The organism is Sphingopyxis sp., assembly GCF_035686825.1.
Lineage (GTDB): Bacteria > Pseudomonadota > Alphaproteobacteria > Sphingomonadales > Sphingomonadaceae > Sphingopyxis.
Genome location: NZ_DASRYZ010000003.1, coordinates 630,156 through 647,190 on the forward strand (window position 1 = coordinate 630,156; position 17,035 = coordinate 647,190).

Annotated in this window: 17 protein-coding genes; 9 read left to right on the forward strand and 8 right to left on the reverse strand. The window is 65.6% G+C overall.

What is annotated here, in order from left to right; all coding sequences use genetic code 11:
• Both VFG17_RS07670 and VFG17_RS07675 read left to right on the forward strand, forming a co-directional pair.
• A complete protein-coding gene (locus VFG17_RS07670; protein WP_325028863.1) occupies positions 1 to 1,089 on the forward strand; it encodes a DUF1214 domain-containing protein in 1,089 nt (362 codons plus the stop codon).
• A complete protein-coding gene (locus VFG17_RS07675; RefSeq protein ID WP_325028864.1) occupies positions 1,076 to 1,543 on the forward strand; it encodes a nuclear transport factor 2 family protein in 468 nt (155 codons plus the stop codon). Before VFG17_RS07670 ends, VFG17_RS07675 begins: the two co-directional genes overlap by 14 nt.
• 3 nt (positions 1,544 to 1,546) lie before the next feature.
• Here the strand turns inward: VFG17_RS07675 and VFG17_RS07680 are convergent, their stop codons facing one another.
• Both VFG17_RS07680 and VFG17_RS07685 read right to left on the reverse strand, forming a co-directional pair.
• Positions 1,547 to 2,017: an Lrp/AsnC family transcriptional regulator gene (locus VFG17_RS07680; protein WP_325028865.1), complete on the reverse strand. Its 471-nt coding sequence runs from the start codon at positions 2,015 to 2,017 to the stop codon at positions 1,547 to 1,549.
• Positions 2,014 to 2,535: an Lrp/AsnC family transcriptional regulator gene (locus tag VFG17_RS07685; RefSeq protein ID WP_325028866.1), complete on the reverse strand. Its 522-nt coding sequence runs from the start codon at positions 2,533 to 2,535 to the stop codon at positions 2,014 to 2,016. Before VFG17_RS07685 ends, VFG17_RS07680 begins: the two co-directional genes overlap by 4 nt.
• A 224-nt stretch (positions 2,536 to 2,759) precedes the next feature.
• On the opposite strand from VFG17_RS07685, the gene VFG17_RS07690 reads away from it, so the two are divergent.
• On the forward strand, positions 2,760 to 4,445 hold the full coding sequence (locus VFG17_RS07690) for an FAD-dependent oxidoreductase (protein WP_325028867.1): 1,686 nt from the start codon (positions 2,760 to 2,762) through the stop codon (positions 4,443 to 4,445).
• A 217-nt stretch (positions 4,446 to 4,662) separates the two neighbouring features.
• On the opposite strand, the gene VFG17_RS07695 is transcribed toward VFG17_RS07690, so the two are convergent.
• The 4 genes from VFG17_RS07695 to VFG17_RS07710 are packed head-to-tail and all read right to left on the reverse strand — an operon-like array spanning position 4,663 to position 7,953.
• Entirely contained in the window at positions 4,663 to 5,418 is a 756-nt protein-coding gene (locus VFG17_RS07695; protein ID WP_325028868.1) for a glucose 1-dehydrogenase, read from the reverse strand.
• Between the two features lie 17 nt (positions 5,419 to 5,435).
• On the reverse strand, positions 5,436 to 6,638 hold the full coding sequence (locus VFG17_RS07700; RefSeq protein ID WP_325029094.1) for an acetyl-CoA C-acyltransferase: 1,203 nt from the start codon (positions 6,636 to 6,638) through the stop codon (positions 5,436 to 5,438).
• A 4-nt stretch (positions 6,639 to 6,642) separates the two neighbouring features.
• Positions 6,643 to 7,020: a nuclear transport factor 2 family protein gene (locus VFG17_RS07705; RefSeq protein ID WP_325028869.1), complete on the reverse strand. Its 378-nt coding sequence runs from the start codon at positions 7,018 to 7,020 to the stop codon at positions 6,643 to 6,645.
• A 42-nt stretch (positions 7,021 to 7,062) separates the two neighbouring features.
• Positions 7,063 to 7,953, reverse strand: a complete 891-nt coding sequence (locus tag VFG17_RS07710) for a VOC family protein (protein ID WP_325028870.1) — start codon at positions 7,951 to 7,953, stop codon at positions 7,063 to 7,065.
• Positions 7,954 to 8,324: 371 nt separating this feature from the next.
• Between VFG17_RS07710 and VFG17_RS07715 the strand changes: the two genes are divergently transcribed.
• From VFG17_RS07715 to VFG17_RS07740, 6 genes are read left to right on the forward strand one after another with little or no spacing between them, the layout of a single operon-like run.
• Positions 8,325 to 9,536 (forward strand): acyl-CoA dehydrogenase family protein, encoded by a 1,212-nt coding sequence (locus VFG17_RS07715; protein WP_325028871.1) that lies wholly within the window; start codon positions 8,325 to 8,327, stop codon positions 9,534 to 9,536.
• A 14-nt stretch (positions 9,537 to 9,550) separates the two neighbouring features.
• Positions 9,551 to 10,369 carry an alpha/beta fold hydrolase gene (locus tag VFG17_RS07720; RefSeq protein ID WP_325028872.1) on the forward strand — a complete coding sequence of 273 codons (819 nt, stop codon included), beginning with the start codon at positions 9,551 to 9,553 and terminating at the stop codon, positions 10,367 to 10,369.
• On the forward strand, positions 10,356 to 11,144 hold the full coding sequence (locus VFG17_RS07725) for a fumarylacetoacetate hydrolase family protein (RefSeq protein WP_325028873.1): 789 nt from the start codon (positions 10,356 to 10,358) through the stop codon (positions 11,142 to 11,144). Before VFG17_RS07720 ends, VFG17_RS07725 begins: the two co-directional genes overlap by 14 nt.
• Before the next feature lie 9 nt (positions 11,145 to 11,153).
• Positions 11,154 to 12,098: an acetaldehyde dehydrogenase (acetylating) gene (locus tag VFG17_RS07730; RefSeq protein ID WP_325028874.1), complete on the forward strand. Its 945-nt coding sequence runs from the start codon at positions 11,154 to 11,156 to the stop codon at positions 12,096 to 12,098.
• Positions 12,095 to 13,141, forward strand: a complete 1,047-nt coding sequence (gene dmpG / locus VFG17_RS07735; protein ID WP_325028875.1) for a 4-hydroxy-2-oxovalerate aldolase — start codon at positions 12,095 to 12,097, stop codon at positions 13,139 to 13,141. The genes VFG17_RS07730 and dmpG overlap by 4 nt, the downstream gene beginning before the upstream one ends.
• Positions 13,138 to 14,604 carry an FAD-dependent oxidoreductase gene (locus VFG17_RS07740; protein ID WP_325028876.1) on the forward strand — a complete coding sequence of 489 codons (1,467 nt, stop codon included), beginning with the start codon at positions 13,138 to 13,140 and terminating at the stop codon, positions 14,602 to 14,604. The genes dmpG and VFG17_RS07740 overlap by 4 nt, the downstream gene beginning before the upstream one ends.
• On the opposite strand, the gene VFG17_RS07745 is transcribed toward VFG17_RS07740, so the two are convergent.
• Both VFG17_RS07745 and VFG17_RS07750 read right to left on the reverse strand, forming a co-directional pair.
• On the reverse strand, positions 14,601 to 15,473 hold the full coding sequence (locus tag VFG17_RS07745) for an SDR family NAD(P)-dependent oxidoreductase (protein WP_325028877.1): 873 nt from the start codon (positions 15,471 to 15,473) through the stop codon (positions 14,601 to 14,603). The two genes, VFG17_RS07740 and VFG17_RS07745, sit on opposite strands and share 4 nt — an antisense overlap.
• A gap of 26 nt (positions 15,474 to 15,499) precedes the next feature.
• Positions 15,500 to 16,978 (reverse strand): NAD(P)/FAD-dependent oxidoreductase, encoded by a 1,479-nt coding sequence (locus VFG17_RS07750; protein WP_325028878.1) that lies wholly within the window; start codon positions 16,976 to 16,978, stop codon positions 15,500 to 15,502.
• Positions 16,979 to 17,035 lie beyond the last annotated feature (57 nt).

Consider the following 17,035-nt stretch of genomic DNA (forward strand, 5'->3'; position numbering starts at 1 on the left):
ATGACCGAGGGCCCTATCCTGTCGCCCGATGTCTGGCGCGCCTTCTGCCGGCGGCTCGAGGCCGCGGGCGAGATCGTGACGGGTCTGGAATCCGCCGCAAACCCGCTCGACCGCGCCGAGGGCTATCGCTACCTCACCCGGCTGCTCCGCATCGCGCTCGACATGCAGCTCGAGCATGCCGACCCCGATTTTCCGAGTTTCTACGCCGCGTCGCACGAAACGGCGAAGATCGGCGCCGACAATCCCGACAACATCTATATGAACGCGACCGTGTCGGGCGCGCGGCGCTATCGCATCCGGGGCAAACGCGGCAGCGTGCCGATCCTGAGTTTCGGGACGAAGGCCAATCGCTATGCCGTCGATGGGACGATGGCCTCGACCGGCGAGCTCGATTCGGCCGACATGGCGGTCGCCCCCGACGGATCGTTCGAGATCATCGTCAGCCGCGACAAGGCCGAGGGCAACTGGCTGCCACTGGCCGACGACAGCTCGATGGCGATCGTGCGCCAGACCTTTCTCGACCGCCGGACCGAAGTGCCCGCGGCGGTGACGATCGAGGCGATCGACGGCCCCGCTTACCCCGCGCCGCTTTCCGCCGACGCGCTCGCGGCGGCGCTCGAACGCACCACCGCCTTCGTCGCCGGCACCGCGCAGACCTTCGTCCAGTGGGCCGAGGATTTCCGCGCGAGCCAGATGAACCGGCTGGCGACGATCGACCAGACGCGCTTTTTCCGCGCCGGCGGCGATCCGACGATCTTCTATCTCCACGGCTGGTGGCAGCTCGAACCCGGCGAGGCGCTGCGCATCGACACGCGCATCCCCGCGTGCAGCTTCTGGAATTTCCAGCTCGACAATGTCTGGATGGAATCGCTCGATTATCGCTACCACCGCATCCATGTGAACGGGCGCAGCGCGCGGCTGAACGACGACGGCACGCTCACGCTGATCGTCGGCACGCGCGATCCGGGCTTCGGCAACTGGATCGATACCGCGGGGCACCATCAGGGCACGATGCTGCTGCGCTGGATCGGCGCCACCGAGCATCCCATCCCCGAAACGAAGGTGATCCGCATCGATGACCGACCTTGAATCCCGCATCGCGCGGCTCGAAGCCGAAAGCGATATCCGCCGCCTGAAGGCGCGCTACCTGAACGCCTGCGATGCCAAGGATGTCGATGCGATCCGCGCCTGCTTCACCGAGGACGCGGTGATCGATTTTCCGCCGATCGGCGAATTCGGCCTCGACGGGCTGATCGACGTGTTCACGCAGATGGCGGCGACGACGCCGATCACCGACGTGCATCAGGGGCATAATGCCGAGATCGAGGTGACGGACGACGCGGCAAGCGCGCGCTGGAACCTCGGCTATGCGACCTATGACCCGCGCGCGGGGACTTTCCGGTTGCTCGCCAATTTCTACCACGACCGCTATCGCCGCACCCCCGACGGCTGGCGGATCTGCTACACGCGGTCCGAACCGCGCGCGATCGTCGACGGCGTATTGGCGAAGGACGGGATCAGGGCGAGTTGGATCGCCGGCTAATGCTCAATCGACGAGCGCGCACCAGCGATAGTCGTGCTTGATGAAATTCTGCCCGAGGCTGTAGCGCACCCGCCGGACGCCGGGGATTTTGTCGATCGTCTGATGGAGGAAATCGGTCAGTTCATTGCCGTTTTCGACCAGCGTCATCGCCAGCACGTCGGCGCGGCCGAGCGTCGTCGCGACAAAGCCGATCTCGGGCAGGCTCGCCAGGCTCTCGGCCACTCGCTCGATATCGGCGGCGCTGTCCGCCTCGACCCACAGATAGGCGAGGATCGGGTTGCGGAGCCGGTTGGCGTTGGTGACCGCGGCGACGCGGATCACCCGGTTGTCGAGGAGGCGCTTCAGCCGCGAGCGGATCGTGCCTTCGGTGAGGTCGAATTCGCGGCCGATCTCGCGGTTCGAAACCCGCGCGTCATGGCCGAGGCGTTCGATGATCTTGTGATCGAGGTCGTCGAGGCTGATCCTCGTGCTCATAGCGGGGCCCACTCCGGATTATATTTGAATACTTTGAGCGCGAGGCTGGGGAATATCCGCTCGACTCCGTCGATCTTGGCAATCACGCCGGTCAGGAGATGCTGCATCTCCTCGAGCGTTTCGGCGACGACCTGGATTTCGAGGTCATGCGTGCCGATCGCGACATTGACGGTGATCACCCGCTCCAGCTCTGCGATTTCGGCGCCGACGTCGCCCGCGGACCGCCCCTTCACCTGCACGCCGACGGGCGCGAGATAGCCGAAACCCATCGCCGCGAGGTCGCGCATCGCGACGACACGCACCATCCGGGCATCCTCCAGCCGGCGCAGGCGGGTGCGCACGGTCGCTTCGTTCAGCCCCATTTCGCGCGCGATGTCGCGGTTCGCGATCCGGCCGTTCTTGCGAAGCGCGGCGATGATCTGCTCGTCGACATCGTCGAGCGCGAGCATCGCGTCGCCTTGGCTCGCGTTCGCGGCCTTGCCCCGCGTCCTTTTCCCGGCCTTGGTTGCCGTACGCAACGCCCGTTCTCCCCTGTTGAACCCGCGCCCCGTGCGGCGGCGCGCCGGTGCGATCGATCAGGGCTTCCACAGACCGCATCGCCGCGCCACTGTCAACATTCATCGACCGCGACGCCGGATATATAACAGTTTGCGTAAAGATTTTTCCTTTCAAAAACGCAATCATTATGTAGAACGACATATAGACCGGAAATAGCGAGTTTTCCGAGGCAGGAGCAATAAGGGTGGCCGTTCACGAAGTCGACATATTGGTGATCGGATCGGGCGCGGGCGCCCTGACCGCGGCGTTCACCGCCGCCGACGCGGGCGCCGAGGTGCTGGTTGTCGAGAAAAGCGCGCGTTACGGCGGGACTTCGGCGACCTCGGGCGGCGGCATCTGGATTCCGAACAGCGACGACGCGCGCGCCAGGGGCCATGCCGACGATCCGCAGGAAGCGCTCGGCTATATCAAGACGCTGATCGGCGACGATGTGCCCGAAACCAAGCTCGCGGCCTATGTCGACAATGCGCACCGGATGCTCGCCTATCTCGAGGAGCGTTCGCACGTCCACTATACCGCCTATGCCTATTCGGACTATCATATGGACGTTGCCGGCGCGCGCGACGGCTGGCGGACGCACGATCCGATCCCGCTGATGGCCGACCGGCTGGGTGCCGATTTCGAGCGCATGGAACCGCCGCACACGCTTACGCTGACTTTCGGCCGCTTCACCTGGACGATGGAGGAAGCCAAACTGCTCCTGACCATGAGCCCCGGCGCCAAGCCTCTGCTCTTCAAGCTGATGCTCAAATATATGTTCGACCTGCCCTGGCGCTTCAAAACCAAGCGCTCGCGACGGCTGACCGGCGGCAATGCGCTGATCGGGCGGCTCAAGCTGTCGATCGACGAAAAGGGCGTGCCGATCTGGCTGAACGCGCCGATGGTCGAGTTGGTTAGCAACAGCAAAGGCATCACCGGCGCGATCGTCGAGCGCGACGGCGAACGGATCGAGGTCCGCGCGCGCCGCGGCGTGATCATCGCGAGCGGCGGCTTCGACCATGATGCCGCGCTGCGCGCGAAATATCTGCCGCAACCGACCTCGGCCGACTGGAGCGCCGGGGTGCCGAGCAACACCGGCGATGGGCTGAAGGCCGGGCTCGCCGTCGGCGCCGCGACCGCGCTGATGGATTCGGCATGGTGGGGGCCCGGCTTCCTGCTCGAAGGCGAGGATCGCGCGCGAATCCTGTTCGTCGAACGCGCGCTGCCATCCTCGATCATCGTCAACCAGGCGGGCAAACGTTACATGAACGAGGCGGCATCCTATCATGTCGCGGGGGGCGAGATGCACCGCCGCAACACCCCCGAAGCGCCCACCGCGCCGTCGTGGTTCGTGTTCGACGCGCGCTATCGCGGCAAATATATGCTCGGGCCGATGATGGCGGGCAAGCCGTCGGCCGACGGCCGCATCCCCGAGGCGATGCGCAAGATATTGAAGAAATCCGCGACGATCGCCGGGCTCGCCAAGGAGATCGGCGTCGACGCCGCGGTGCTGTCGAAGGAAATCGCGCGCTTCAACGCCAATGCGCTCAAGGGCGAGGATCCCGATTTCGGACGCGGCGCGTCCGCCTATGACCGGCATTATGGCGATGCCTCGGTGACGCCGAACCCGACGCTCGCGCCGATCGCCGAAGCGCCCTTCTATGCGATCCCGATCTATCCGTGCGATCTCGGCACCAACGGCGGACTGCTCGCCAACGACAATGGTCAGGTGCTCGGCGAGGATGGCAAGCCGCTCGGCGGGCTCTATGCGATCGGCAACGCCTCGGCGGCGGCGATGGGGCGGACCTATCCGGGCGCGGGCGCGACGCTGGGTCCGGCGATGACCTTCGGCTGGCTCGCCGCGCGCCACGCGATGCGGGTGAATCAATAACGTCAACGTCGGGAACCGCCGGAAGCGGACAGAAAATCCTCCCTGTGGCAAAGCCATGGGGAGGTGGCAGCCCGTAGGGCTGACGGAGGGGCTAATGACGCAGCGTCGCTGCCCCTCCACCACTCGCTTCGCGAGCGGTCCCCCTCCCCATCGCTTCGCGACAGGGAGGATCTTAGGGTAGCTCCCCACTCCCAGCCCGGAGTGAGAGGGTGCCCCCTCAGCGCGCCAGATAGCCGCCGTCGACCGCGAGCGGGTGGCCCGTGATGAAGCTCGCCTTGTCCGAACAGAGGAAGATCACCGCGTCGGCGATCTCCTGCGCTTCGCCGATGCGGTTCATCGGGTGCATTTCGGCGACGAAGCGCGCCGCGGCTTCTTCCTTCACCACCGCATCGACCATCGGGGTGCGGATCGCGCCGGGGCAGACCGCGTTGATGCGGATGCCCTGCGCGGCATAGCGCATCGCCGCCGAGCGCGTGAGCCCGACGACCGCATGCTTCGACCCGCAGTACCCGGCGCCGCCGGCGCCCGCCATGCCCGCGATCGACGCCGTGTTGACGATCGCCCCGCGCCCCGCCTTTTCCATATGGCGAAGCTCGGCCGTCATGCAGAGCAGTAGCCCGCGCTGGTTGACCGCGATGCTGCGGTCATAGGCGTCGAGGTCGCCCCAAGGGGTTTCCATGCCTTCGAGCGCGACGCCGGCATTGTTGAAGGCGCAATCGAGCCGTCCCCAGCGCGCGGCGACATCGTCGACAAAGGCATCGACCGCACTCGCATCGGTGACATCGAGCGCGCCATGATGCGCCTCGCCGCCGTCGGCGCGGATCAGCGCGGCGGTTTCGGCGGCGCCGTCGGCGTTGAGATCACCGATCGCGACCTTCGCCCCCTCGGCGGCAAAAGCCAGCGCCGCGGCGCGGCCGATGCCGCTGCCCCCGCCGGTGACGAAAGCCGTTTTTCCTTCGAACAACAGCGCCATCGCCGCCTCCTTTTGCTTCAGACGATTTCGAACAGGCCCGCGGCGCCCATGCCGCCCGCGACGCACATCGAGACGACCGCATAGCGGACGCCGCGGCGCTTGCCCTCGATCAGCGCATGCCCGACGAGGCGCGAGCCCGTCATCCCGAACGGATGGCCGATCGCGATGCCGCCGCCGTTGACGTTGAGCTTGTCGGGATCGATGCCGAGCTTGTCGCGGCAATAGAGCGCCTGGCTGGCGAACGCCTCGTTGATTTCCCAGAGGCCGATATCGTCGACCTTGAGCCCCGCGCGGTCGAGCAGCTTGGGAATCGCGAAGACCGGACCGATGCCCATTTCCTCGGCCTTGCAGCCCGCGACCTGAAAGCCGCGATAGATGCCGAGGACCGGGAGACCTTCCTTCTCGGCCATCGCGCGGTCCATCACGACCTGCGCCGAGGCGCCATCGGAGAGCTGGCTCGCGTTGCCCGCGGTGACATAACGGCCTTCCTTGACGACCAGCCCGTCCTTGAACACTGGCTTGAGCCCCGCAAGCTTTTCGGCGGTGGTGTCGCCGCGCACGCCCTCGTCGCGCGCCAGCGTCACTTCTTCCTTGCCCGTCTCATTGCCTTCCTTGTCGAACAAAGCCTTCTCGACGGTGATCGGCACGATCTCTTGCGCGAAACGGCCCGCGGCCTGTGCCGCGCCCGCGCGCTGCTGGCTTATGGCCGAAAACTCGTCCTGCGCCTCGCGGCTGATGCCATAGCGATCGGCGACGATCTCCGCCGTCTCGATCATCGCCATATAGGCGTGGGGATCGGCGGCCTTGACGAATTCGGAGCGGTTGCGGAACTGCGGCGCGTGTTTGTTGAGCGTGAGCGAGATGTTCTCCATCCCGCCCGCGACCGCGACGTCGATCTCGTCGCACATGATCCCGCGCGCGGCGAGCGCGAGCGCGTTGAGCCCCGACGAGCATTTGCGATCGAGCGTGAAGCCACCGGTGCTGTCGGGCAGCACCGAACCATGCACCGCGAGCCGGCCGAGATTATAGCTTTGCGTGTTCCAGTGGTTGCCGACGCCCAGATAGACGTCGTCGACGCGCGCCGGATCGATCCCGGCGCGTTCGATCGCAGCGTTGACGACATGCGCGGCGAGCACCGGCGCCTCGGTGTCGTTGAACGCACCGCGATAGGCCTTGCCGACGCCGGTGCGCGCGGTCGAAACAATCGCTGCTTCGCGCACCATCTCAGCCCTCGACCGCGCGCATGTTGGCGGGGCTCCAATAGGCGCGCATCTCGGTCACCTTGCCGTCGGCATCGAATTTGAAGGTATCGATCACCTCGATCTCCTTCGGCCCGTCGAAGTCGACGAGCACGGTGAAGGCGAAGGCGGCATAGTCGCCGCCGGTGCGGACCGGGCCGTCGAGGCGCAGCTTCGCCTTCGCCTGCATCGACATCGAATAAAAAGCGTGGATCGCGTCGCGACCCTGGTGGATCGGGGTGCCGATCGGATCCTCGACCGTCGCGTCGGCGGCGTAGATATCGGCCGCCATGCCGGCGTCACCCTTGTCGAACGCTTCGACATAGCGCTCGACGGCGCGGACCATTTCCTCGTGACTGGGCATGATATTATTCTCCGATAGATTGGGGCAAAGGTCAGCGCGGCGTCAGCCGCCGAAGTCCCATTGGTGACCCCATTCGTCTTCCTTGATGCTGATCGTCGGGGTGAAGCTGTTCCAGTCGGGCTGGATGCCGCCGAAGCCATATTCGATGTCGAAGCCGCCGGGGCTGCGCATGTAGAAGCTGACCATCTTGTCGTTCATATGCTTGCCGAGGCTCGACGAGATATGGACACCCGCCGCCTTGGCGCGGTCGAGCGCGCGGCCGACATCGTCGAGCCCCGGCACCTCGACCATCATGTGGACGAGCCCGCTCGGCACCGGGAATTCGGCGAGCGCGACGCTATGATGGCGCGGATTGTCGCAATGGAGGAAATGAAGGCCGAGCCCCGGATCGTCGGGACCGCCGCCCTGCATATAGACGCGCATCTCGTCGGTATCGCCGAAGCCGAGCAGCTCGATATAGAAAGCGCGCGTCTCGGCGAGCTTCGCCGCGGGCAGCACGACATGCCCCATCCCCATCTCGCCGGTGACGAATTCGGACACGCCCGCGGGCGAGACGAAGGGGTCGCCGTCGACGACGCGGCCCCAGCCGATTTCGAGCCGGTTGCCCGACGGATCGGCGCAGCGGACGAATTCGACGACATGGCGATCCTTCGCCTCGTCGGCCGACGCGGGCTCGACCGCGACCCCCGCATCGCGCAGCCCCGCGATGCCGCGATCATACGCGGCCTTGTCGGGATAGACGAGCCCCGCGGCGTGGAAGCTTTCGCCGTCGCGCTTGCGAATCAACATGCGGAACGGCCGCTCGTCCATGCGCAGGCGCAGCCCGCCGTCATGATCGATCGCCTGCATTCCCAGCACATTCTCGCCGTAGGCGCGCCATGCTTCGACGTCGGCCGTATCGACCACGACATAGGCCAGTGACCTGATTGCCATTCGCTCAATCCCCTACATCCATATGCGCATCCGGCGCACCAATTTGAGCGGAAGCTACAAGCGAAATCTAGCCTTATCAAGTGTAATACGTAGAGATTTGCATTAAAATCTACGCAAACCGTATATTCAAATGCGCGTCGTCATCCGGGTGCGATCGCTCCGGCGCGCAACCGCCGCTACGGCAAGCGATGCTTTGCGTATCGCGGCCGCAGCCACGCTACGCAGCCCGGCCCTTCAAACCGCCCTCCTCGCCATTTTGCACAGAAAGTCGATTGACAGCTTGCGTAGAAAAATGCATCATTCACTACGAATATTGAAGCAATAGACTCATGCGGGCGACCGCAAGCGCACAAAATACCCGAGGAGAGCATATGGCCACCGCCCCGAAGCAAGCCGCCGACACCGCGCTGCCCACCCCCTCAGCGCTGGTCGAACGCGCCCGCGCGATGATCCCGACGCTCAAGGCGCGCGCGCGCCAGACCACGCTCGACGGCAACGTGTCCGCAGCAACCGTCGCCGAGATGCAGGAGGCGGGATTCTTCCGCATCCTGCAGCCGAAGCGCTGGGGCGGCTATGAAATGCACCCCAATGTCTTTTTCGAGGTGCAGAAGGCGCTCGCCGAAGGCTGCATGTCGACGGGCTGGATCTATGGCGTGCTTGGGTGCCATCCCTATGAACTCGCGCTCTTCCACGACGAGGCGCAGCGCGAGGTGTGGGGCGACAATGGCGGCGCGATGCTCGTCTCGTCGACCTATCAGCCGGTGGGCAAGGTCGAGAAGGCCGAGGGCGGCTTTTACCTGTCGGGCCGCTGGGGCTTTTCCTCGGGCTCGACGCATTGCGGCTGGGTGCTGCTCGGCGCGCTCAACTTCGATACCGATGGCGGCCCGCCCGATATGCGCACCTTCCTGCTCCCGCGCGGCGACTATCAGGTCATCGAGGGGACGTGGGACGTCTTCGGATTGCAGGGCACCGGCAGCTTCGACATTCTCGTCGAGCGCGTCTTCGTCCCCGAGCACCGCACGCACCGGGCGAGCGACGGCTTCGCCTGCACCAACCCCGGGCAGGCCGAGAATGACGGCCCGCTCTATCGCCTGCCCTGGGCGCAGGTCTTCGTCCGCTCGGTATCGACCGCGGCATTCGGCGGCGCCCGCGCGGCGGTAAACGCCGCGATGGAGATCATGCAGGGCCGCATCTCGACCAACACGGGCAAGGCGTCGAAGGCCGACCCGCTGCTCCACGGCGCGATCGCCAAGGCGCATGCGCAGATCCTCGAGATGGAGCTGACGCATCAGGCGACCTTCGACCGGCTGATGGCGAAGAGCGAGAGCGGCGAGCCGATCACGCTCGAGGAACGCGCGCTTTATGCCTATCAAAGCTCGACCGTCGTGCGGCGGCTCGCCGAGCTGGTCGACGGCATGGTCCAGCTTCTCGGCGGCCGCGCGATCTATATGTCGAGCGCGATCATCCAGCCGTGGCTCGACCTCAACGCCGCGCGCGCGCACGTCGCCAACGACCCCGGCAATCGCACCACCGACGTCGTGATGACGATGCTCGGCGAACCGCCCGCCTTCACATTCATGTAAGCGAGGAAACGATCATGGGAGAGATGACGGAAGCGACCCACCGCGTCGCGGGCGGATATGACATCCACATCAAGGAAGCCGGCGAAGGTCCCGCGCTGGTGTTCGTCCACGGCAGCGGCCCCGGCGCGTCGGGGCTGTCGAACTTTCGCCAGAATGTCGATGCGTTCGTCGCCGCCGGATACCGCGTCATCCTGCCCGACATGATCGGCTATGGCGCCTCGTCGCAGCCCGCCGACATCGATTATACGCTGACGCTGTTCACCGACACGCTCTATGAGGCGCTGAAGGCGCACGGGATCGAGCACGCGACGCTGATCGGCAATTCGCTGGGCGGCGGCGTCGCGATCCAGATGACCGCCGACCATCCCGAATTCGTCGAGCGGCTGATCCTGATGGCGCCCGGCTGTATCGAGGAGCTTGACGTCTATTTCGCGATGCCCGGCATCGCCGACATGCGCTCTTCCTTCGGCAGCCCCGATTTCGACCTCGCCGCGCAGCGCCGCCTCGGCGAAAGCCTGGTCCATGACCCGAAGCACATCACCGAGGCGCTGGTCGAGGAGCGCTTCGCGGTCGCGAGCAAACAGCCCAAGGAAGTGATCACGCGGATGCGGACGCACAATGTCCGCCCGCGGCTTGGCGAGATCAAGGTTCCCATCCTGCTTTTCTGGGGCCAGAACGAACGCTTCATGCCGCTATCGGGCATCCAGTATTTCTTCGAGGCCTGCGACGATGTGCGCTGCGTGACCTTCAACAAGGTCGGCCACTGGGTGCAGGTCGAGCGCGCGAACGAGTTCAACCGCTATGCGATAGAGTTCCTCGATGAGCATCGCTGAAACTTACGGACGTGAGCTTTACGACGCGCTGCGGGCGCGCCGCACGGTCGCGCCGCTGATCGCGCGCGACGCGGCGCTGACGATCGACGACGCCTATGCGATCAGCCTCGACTTCCTGTCGCGGCGGCTGGCGGACGGCGAGCGCGTCGTCGGCAAGAAGATCGGCGTGACGTCGAAGGCGGTGCAGGACATGCTCGGCGTCCACCAGCCCGATTTCGGCTTTCTCACCGACTGGATGCATGTCGAGGGCGACATCGACGTCGATGCGAAGGCGCTGATCGCGCCGCGCGCCGAGGCCGAGATCGCCTTCATCCTGAGGGACGCCCTCAACGGCCCCGGCGTCACCGCCGCCGACGTCATCGCGGCGACCGAAAGCATCGCGCCCTGCTTCGAAATCGTCGACAGCCGGATCGACGACTGGAAAATAAGTATCGTTGACACCGTTGCCGACAACGCCTCGTGCGGGGTCTTTATACTCGGTAAGGAACGGATCGATCCGCGCAGGCTCGATCTGCCGAACCTTCATGTCGCGGTGGCAAAGAACGGCACGCCGCTCTCCGAAGGCTATGGTCACGCGGTGCAGGGCGACCCTGCGCAGGCGGTCGCCTGGCTCGCCAATACGCTTGGCGCGCATGGCGTCACGCTCGATGCCGGCGACATCATCCTGTCGGGCAGCCTCGTCCCGCTCGCGCCCGCGGTGAAGGGCGACATTTTCGAAATGATCCTCGGCGACGGCCGCCGCACGCTTGGCCACTGCGTCGCGCGCTTTGTATAAGGAAGACCCATGACCCGCGTGAAGGCAGCGATCATCGGTTCGGGTAATATCGGCACCGACCTGATGATCAAGATGATCAAATATCCGCAGAATATGGAGCTGGTCGCGGTCGTCGGCATCGACGAGAAGTCCGAGGGCCTCGCGATGGCGCGCGAACGCGGCGTCGCGACGACGCATGAGGGGCTGGGCGGGCTGAAGGCGATGGACGTCTATCCCGAGATCGGCATCGTCTTCGACGCGACCAGCGCCTATGCGCACAAGGTCCACGACGCCGCGCTGCGCGCCGACGGCAAGCAGGTCGTCGACCTGACTCCGGCGGCGATCGGCCCCTATACGATCCCGACCGTCAACGGCGACGCCAACCTCGACGCCGGCAACGTCAATATGGTGACGTGCGGCGGGCAGGCGACGATCCCGATGGTCGCCGCAGTCTCCCAAGTCGCCACCGTCCATTATGCCGAGATCGTCGCATCGGTCTCGTCGCGCTCGGCGGGCCCCGGCACGCGCGCCAATATCGACGAGTTTACCCGCACGACGGCCGGAGCCATCGAAAAGGTCGGCGGCGCCGCGCAAGGCAAGGCGATCATCATCCTCAATCCCGCCGAACCGCCGATGATCATGCGCGACACCGTGTTCACCTTGTCCGAAGGCGCCGACGAGGACACCATCCGCGCGTCGGTCGAAGCGATGGTCAAAAAGGTGCAAGCCTATGTGCCCGGCTACCGCTTGAAGCAGGAGGTGCAGTTCGAGCGCTTCGGCGACAACAACAAACTCAAGATTCCCGGGCGCGGCGAGTTCACCGGCATCAAGACGATGATCCTGCTCGAGGTCGAGGGCGCGGGCGATTATCTGCCCCCCTATTCGGGCAATCTCGACATCATGACCGCGGCGGCGAAGGCGACGGGCGAGCTATTGGCGGAACGCATCCGCGATGGAAAGAAGGTGACGGCATGAGCGTGAAGTTCAACGTCGAAGCGGGCGACAAGCTCTATATTCAGGACGTCACGCTCCGCGACGGGATGCACGCGATCCGCCACATGTACGGCATCGACCATGTGCAGGCGATCGCCAAGGCGCTCGACGAAGCGGGGGTCGACGCGATCGAGGTCGCGCACGGCGATGGCCTCAATGGCGCGAGCTTCAACTATGGCTTCGGCGCACACACCGACTGGGAATGGCTGGAGGCGGTCGCTTCGGTGCTGACGAAATCGGTACTCACGACGCTGATCCTGCCCGGCGTCGGCACCGTCGAGGAACTTCGCCGCGCCTATGACCTCGGCGTCCGCTCGGTGCGCGTCGCGACGCATTGCACCGAGGCCGACGTCTCGAAGCAGCATATCGGCATCGCGCGCGACCTCGGCATGGACGTCGCGGGCTTCCTGATGATGAGCCATATGATCGACGCCGAGGCGCTCGCAGCGCAGGCGGTCCTCATGGAAAGCTATGGCGCCCAGTGCGTCTATGTCACCGACAGCGGCGGCGCGCTCGACATGGACGGGGTGAAAGCGCGGCTCGAAGCCTATGACCGCGTGCTGGGGCCCGAAACGCAGCGCGGCATCCACGCGCACCATAATCTGTCGCTCGGCGTCGCCAACAGCATCGTCGCGGCGCAGCAAGGCGCGGTGCGCATCGACGCGTCGCTTACCGGCATGGGCGCGGGCGCGGGCAACGCGCCGCTCGAAGTCTTCATCGCCGCCGTCGACCGCAAGGGCTGGAACCACGGCTGCGACGTCAACAGGCTGATGGACGCGGCGGAGGATCTGGTGCGTCCGCTGCAGGATCGCCCGGTCCGCGTCGATCGCGAAACGCTCGCGCTCGGCTATGCGGGCGTCTATTCCTCCTTCCTGCGTCACGCCGAAAAAGCGGCCGAAACCTATGGCCTCGACACGCGCACGATCCTCGTCGAACTCGGCCGCCGCAAGATGGTCGGCGGGCAGGAGGATATGATCGTCGACGTCGCGCTCGACATGCTGAAGGCGCGCGAGACCGCCGCATGACGGGCTTCTCCGCCGCTCGCCCCTTTTCTCACGAACAGGTCGAGCGCTGGGACGCCGAAACCGATGTCGCGATCGTCGGCTTCGGTGCCGCGGGCGCCTGCGCGGCGATCGAGGCGGCGGAAACCGGCGCCGCGGTGATGCTGTTCGAGGCGGCGTCGGGCAGCGGCGGCGCTTCGGCCTTGTCAGGCGGCGAAATCTATCTCGGCGGCGGCGGCGGCACCGATGCCCAGCGCGCCGCGGGCTTTACCGACACCACCGAAGCGCTCGAAGCCTATCTGATGATGGCGGGCGGCCCCGATGCCGATGCCGCAAAGGTCGCGCTCTATGCGCGCGAAAGCCTCGGCCATTATCAGTGGCTCAAGGATCAGGGGATTCCGTACAAGGGGAGCTTCCTTCCCGGCAAGATCATCGAGCCCGCCGATGACGACACGCTCATCTGGTCGGGCAGCGAGGCGGCCTGGCCCTTTTCCGAAACCGCGACGCCGGCGCCGCGCGGACACACGATCCAGTTCATGGGCTGGGGCGGCGGGCGCAAGCTGATGGACATATTCGAGACGCGGGTTCGCGCGCTCGGCGTCAACGTTCAATGCGACGCCCGCGTGCTGTCGCTCGTCGCCGACATGTACGGCCGCGTCACCGGTCTGGTCGTCCGTATCGACGGCCAGCCGCGATATATTCGCGCGCGGGGGGGCGTGGTGCTCGCGACCGGCGGTTTCTGCATGAACGACGACATGCTCCGCCGCCACGCACCGCAGACGCTGCGCCTCGCGAACCCGATCGGCGAGAACGACAATGGTTCGGGTATCTTGATGGGCATGGGCGTCGGCGGCGACGCGATCCACATGGACGAGTTTTTCACGACGTGCCCGTGGATCATGCCCGAAAGCCTCGTGAAGGGCATTTTCGTCAACGAACGCGGGCAGCGCTTCATCAACGAGGATTGCTATCACGGCCGCGTCAGCCGGACGATGCTCGACCAGCCCGGCGACCGTGTCTTCCTGCTCGTCGACAACGCGATTTTCGCGCGGCCGCTCGACCTTGCGCAGATCGAGATTGCCGCAGTGGGCGACAGCTGGGAAGAGGTCGAACGTGAACTGGGGATGCCCGAAGCGACGCTCGCGGCGACCGTCCAGACCTTCAACCGCTATGCGGTCGAAGGTCATGATCCCGTATTCCGAAAGGCGCCCGAATGGCTGAAGGTGCTGGACGAAGGCCCGTTCGCGGCGCTGGAACTCAATATCCGCACGAGCTTCTTTTCCTTCTTCACGCTGGGCGGGCTCAACACGCGGCCGTCAGGCGAGGTGCTCGACCGCACCGGCAAACCCGTCCCCGGCCTATATGCTGCGGGCCGCGCCACGTCGGGCCTGCCGCGCTGGGGGCATGGCTATAGCTCGGGCCTCAGCCTCGCCGACTGCACCTTTTTCGGGCGCATGGCGGGGCGGCAAGCGGCGGGCGCTGGCTAGTATACCACCGCCGGATTGGGCTCGCGCGGGCTGCCGAGCATCTCGCGGTGCGATGGCGGCGTCTTGCCGCGGTCGGTGATGCCGTAACGCCCCGCGATCTCGGCGCCGATCAGCGTGTGCCCCGAAAGCTCGTCGCCCTTGGGATCGCTGGCGATCGCGTGGATGATATGCCCGGTGAACTGCGGCATCTCGGCCATCGCCATGAAGCCCTCATATTGCTCCTTGTGGACCTCGGCAGCATTCAGCGCCCGCTCGGTTATCTGCGGCCCCAGCCAGATCGACACGGCGCGCACTCCGTGCGGGCGGAAGTCGACCGCCATGTCGTGCGCGAGCTTGTCGACGCCGGCCTTCTGCGCGCCATAGGCGGGGCCGTGCATATAGCAGCTCGCTCCGAAGGAGGAGGTGAAGGCGATCAGCCCCTCCCCCTGCTCGACCATCATCTTCGCCGCGTGCCAACTCGCGACATAGGCCGAGCGCAGCCCGACATCGATAATCCCGACCGCCGCCAGTTCCTTCTCCCAAAAGGGCGCCTGCTCGATCAGCTGATGATGGATATGCGTCGCATTGTTGACGAGAATGTCGATCCGCCCCGCCTCGGCACGCACGCGGTCGAACAGCGCCGCGATCTGCGCGTCGTTGCCATGGTCGCAGGCGACCGCGATCCCCTTGCCCCCCGCCGCGGTCACCGCCGCCGCGGTTTCGTGGATCGTCCCCGCAAGCGGTTTGCCGTCCCAGCCGACCGCATGGCTATGGCCGACGCTGCGCCCGGTGACGAAGACCGTCATCCCTTTTTCGCCGAGCCCGATCGCGATGCCCTTGCCCGCGCCGCGGCTGGCGCCCGTCACGACGGCGACTGCCGGATTCGTCATATGCGTCTCCTCGAATGCGCGGCCCGTCAGGCCGGAAGCCTTGCGTCCACCATCTCGAAATCGGCAAAATCGGGCGCCGCCATCACTTCGGCGAAGCGGCCATAGCTCCATGGCCAGGTCATCGGCACGCCGTCCTTGCCGAGATACCAACTCGAACAGCCCGACGCGAAGATCGTGCCTCTGGCGGCCTCGGTGCGCGCTTCGTCATAGCGCGCCATCGCATCGGCGGTGACGCAGATTTCGGCGCAATCGCCGCTCGTAACCCGGTCGAGAAGCTGCTCGATATAACCCCATTGGCGCTCGGCGACGTCGATCAGCGAGAAATTGCCGACCGGCCCCGTCGGCCCGTTCAAAAAGAAGAAGTTGGGGAAATCGGGGAGCGAGATCGCATTATAGGCGGCCGCATGGCTACTCCACATGGCGTCGAGCGACGCGCCGCCGCGCCCGGTCACCACCGCGGGGCGGATAAAGCGGTCGGCGTGGAAGCCCGTCGCGAGGATGATGAGATCGAGTTCGTGGAGCACCCCGTCGCGGGTGCGGATGCCCGCGGGCTCGATCCGCTCGATCCCCTCGATCACGACATCGACGTCATGCTGCTGCACGAGCTGATAATAGTCGGGCGAGAAAATGAGCCGCTTGCACGCCGCGCGGTAATCGGGACGCAGCTTTTCGCGAAGCACCGGGTCGGCGACCCCCTGCTCCAGATTGTCGCGCACGATCGTCTCGATGATGTGCATTTCCTCGCTGTCGGGCTTGATGATGCCTTCGGTGAAGCGGAACACATTGGCGAGATAGTCGGGGTCGTAGCGGATCGCATCGATCAACGCCGGGTCCTCGCGGAACGCCGCGCGCTGCTCCTCGCTATAGGGAATGTTCGGCATCGGCATGATCCATTGCGGCGAGCGCTGGAAATGACCGAGCTTGCCCGCACGGCCCGCGAGCGCCGAGACGAGCTGCACCCCCGTCGAGCCGCTGCCGACGACGCCGATGCGCTGCCCGTCGAGCGGAATATTTTCGTCCCAGCGTGCGCTGTGCGCGACGGTGCCGGCGAAACTCTCGAGCCCCTCGATCTCTGGCATGCGCGGGTGATGGAGCACGCCCGTCGCGGTGATCACGACATCGGCCTCGACGGTCATCCCGGCCTTGGTCGTGACCGTCCAGACGCCGCCCGCATAGGTGCAGCTGTCGACCTCCTGCCCAAAATGCGCGATTTCGCGCAGGTCGAAGCGGTCGGTGACGTCCTCGAAATAATCCTGGATTTCGGGTCCGGGCGCCAGATAGCTGCTCCATTCGGCGTTCGGCGCGAAGCTGTAGGTATAGGCGTGCGCGGGAACGTCGCAATTGAGCCCCGGATAACGGTTTTCGCGCCAGGTGCCGCCGACGGTATGCGCCTTTTCGAGCAGAGTGACGTTACGATGGCCCGCCTCGCGGAGCCTTATGCTCGCCAATATGCCCGACATGCCCGCCCCGATGACGACATATCGCAAATCCAGATTGCGCTGCACGCTGTCCACTCCGCTTGATTGTTTCGCTATTCCTCCTTCCCTAGGCAGCCCTTCCGG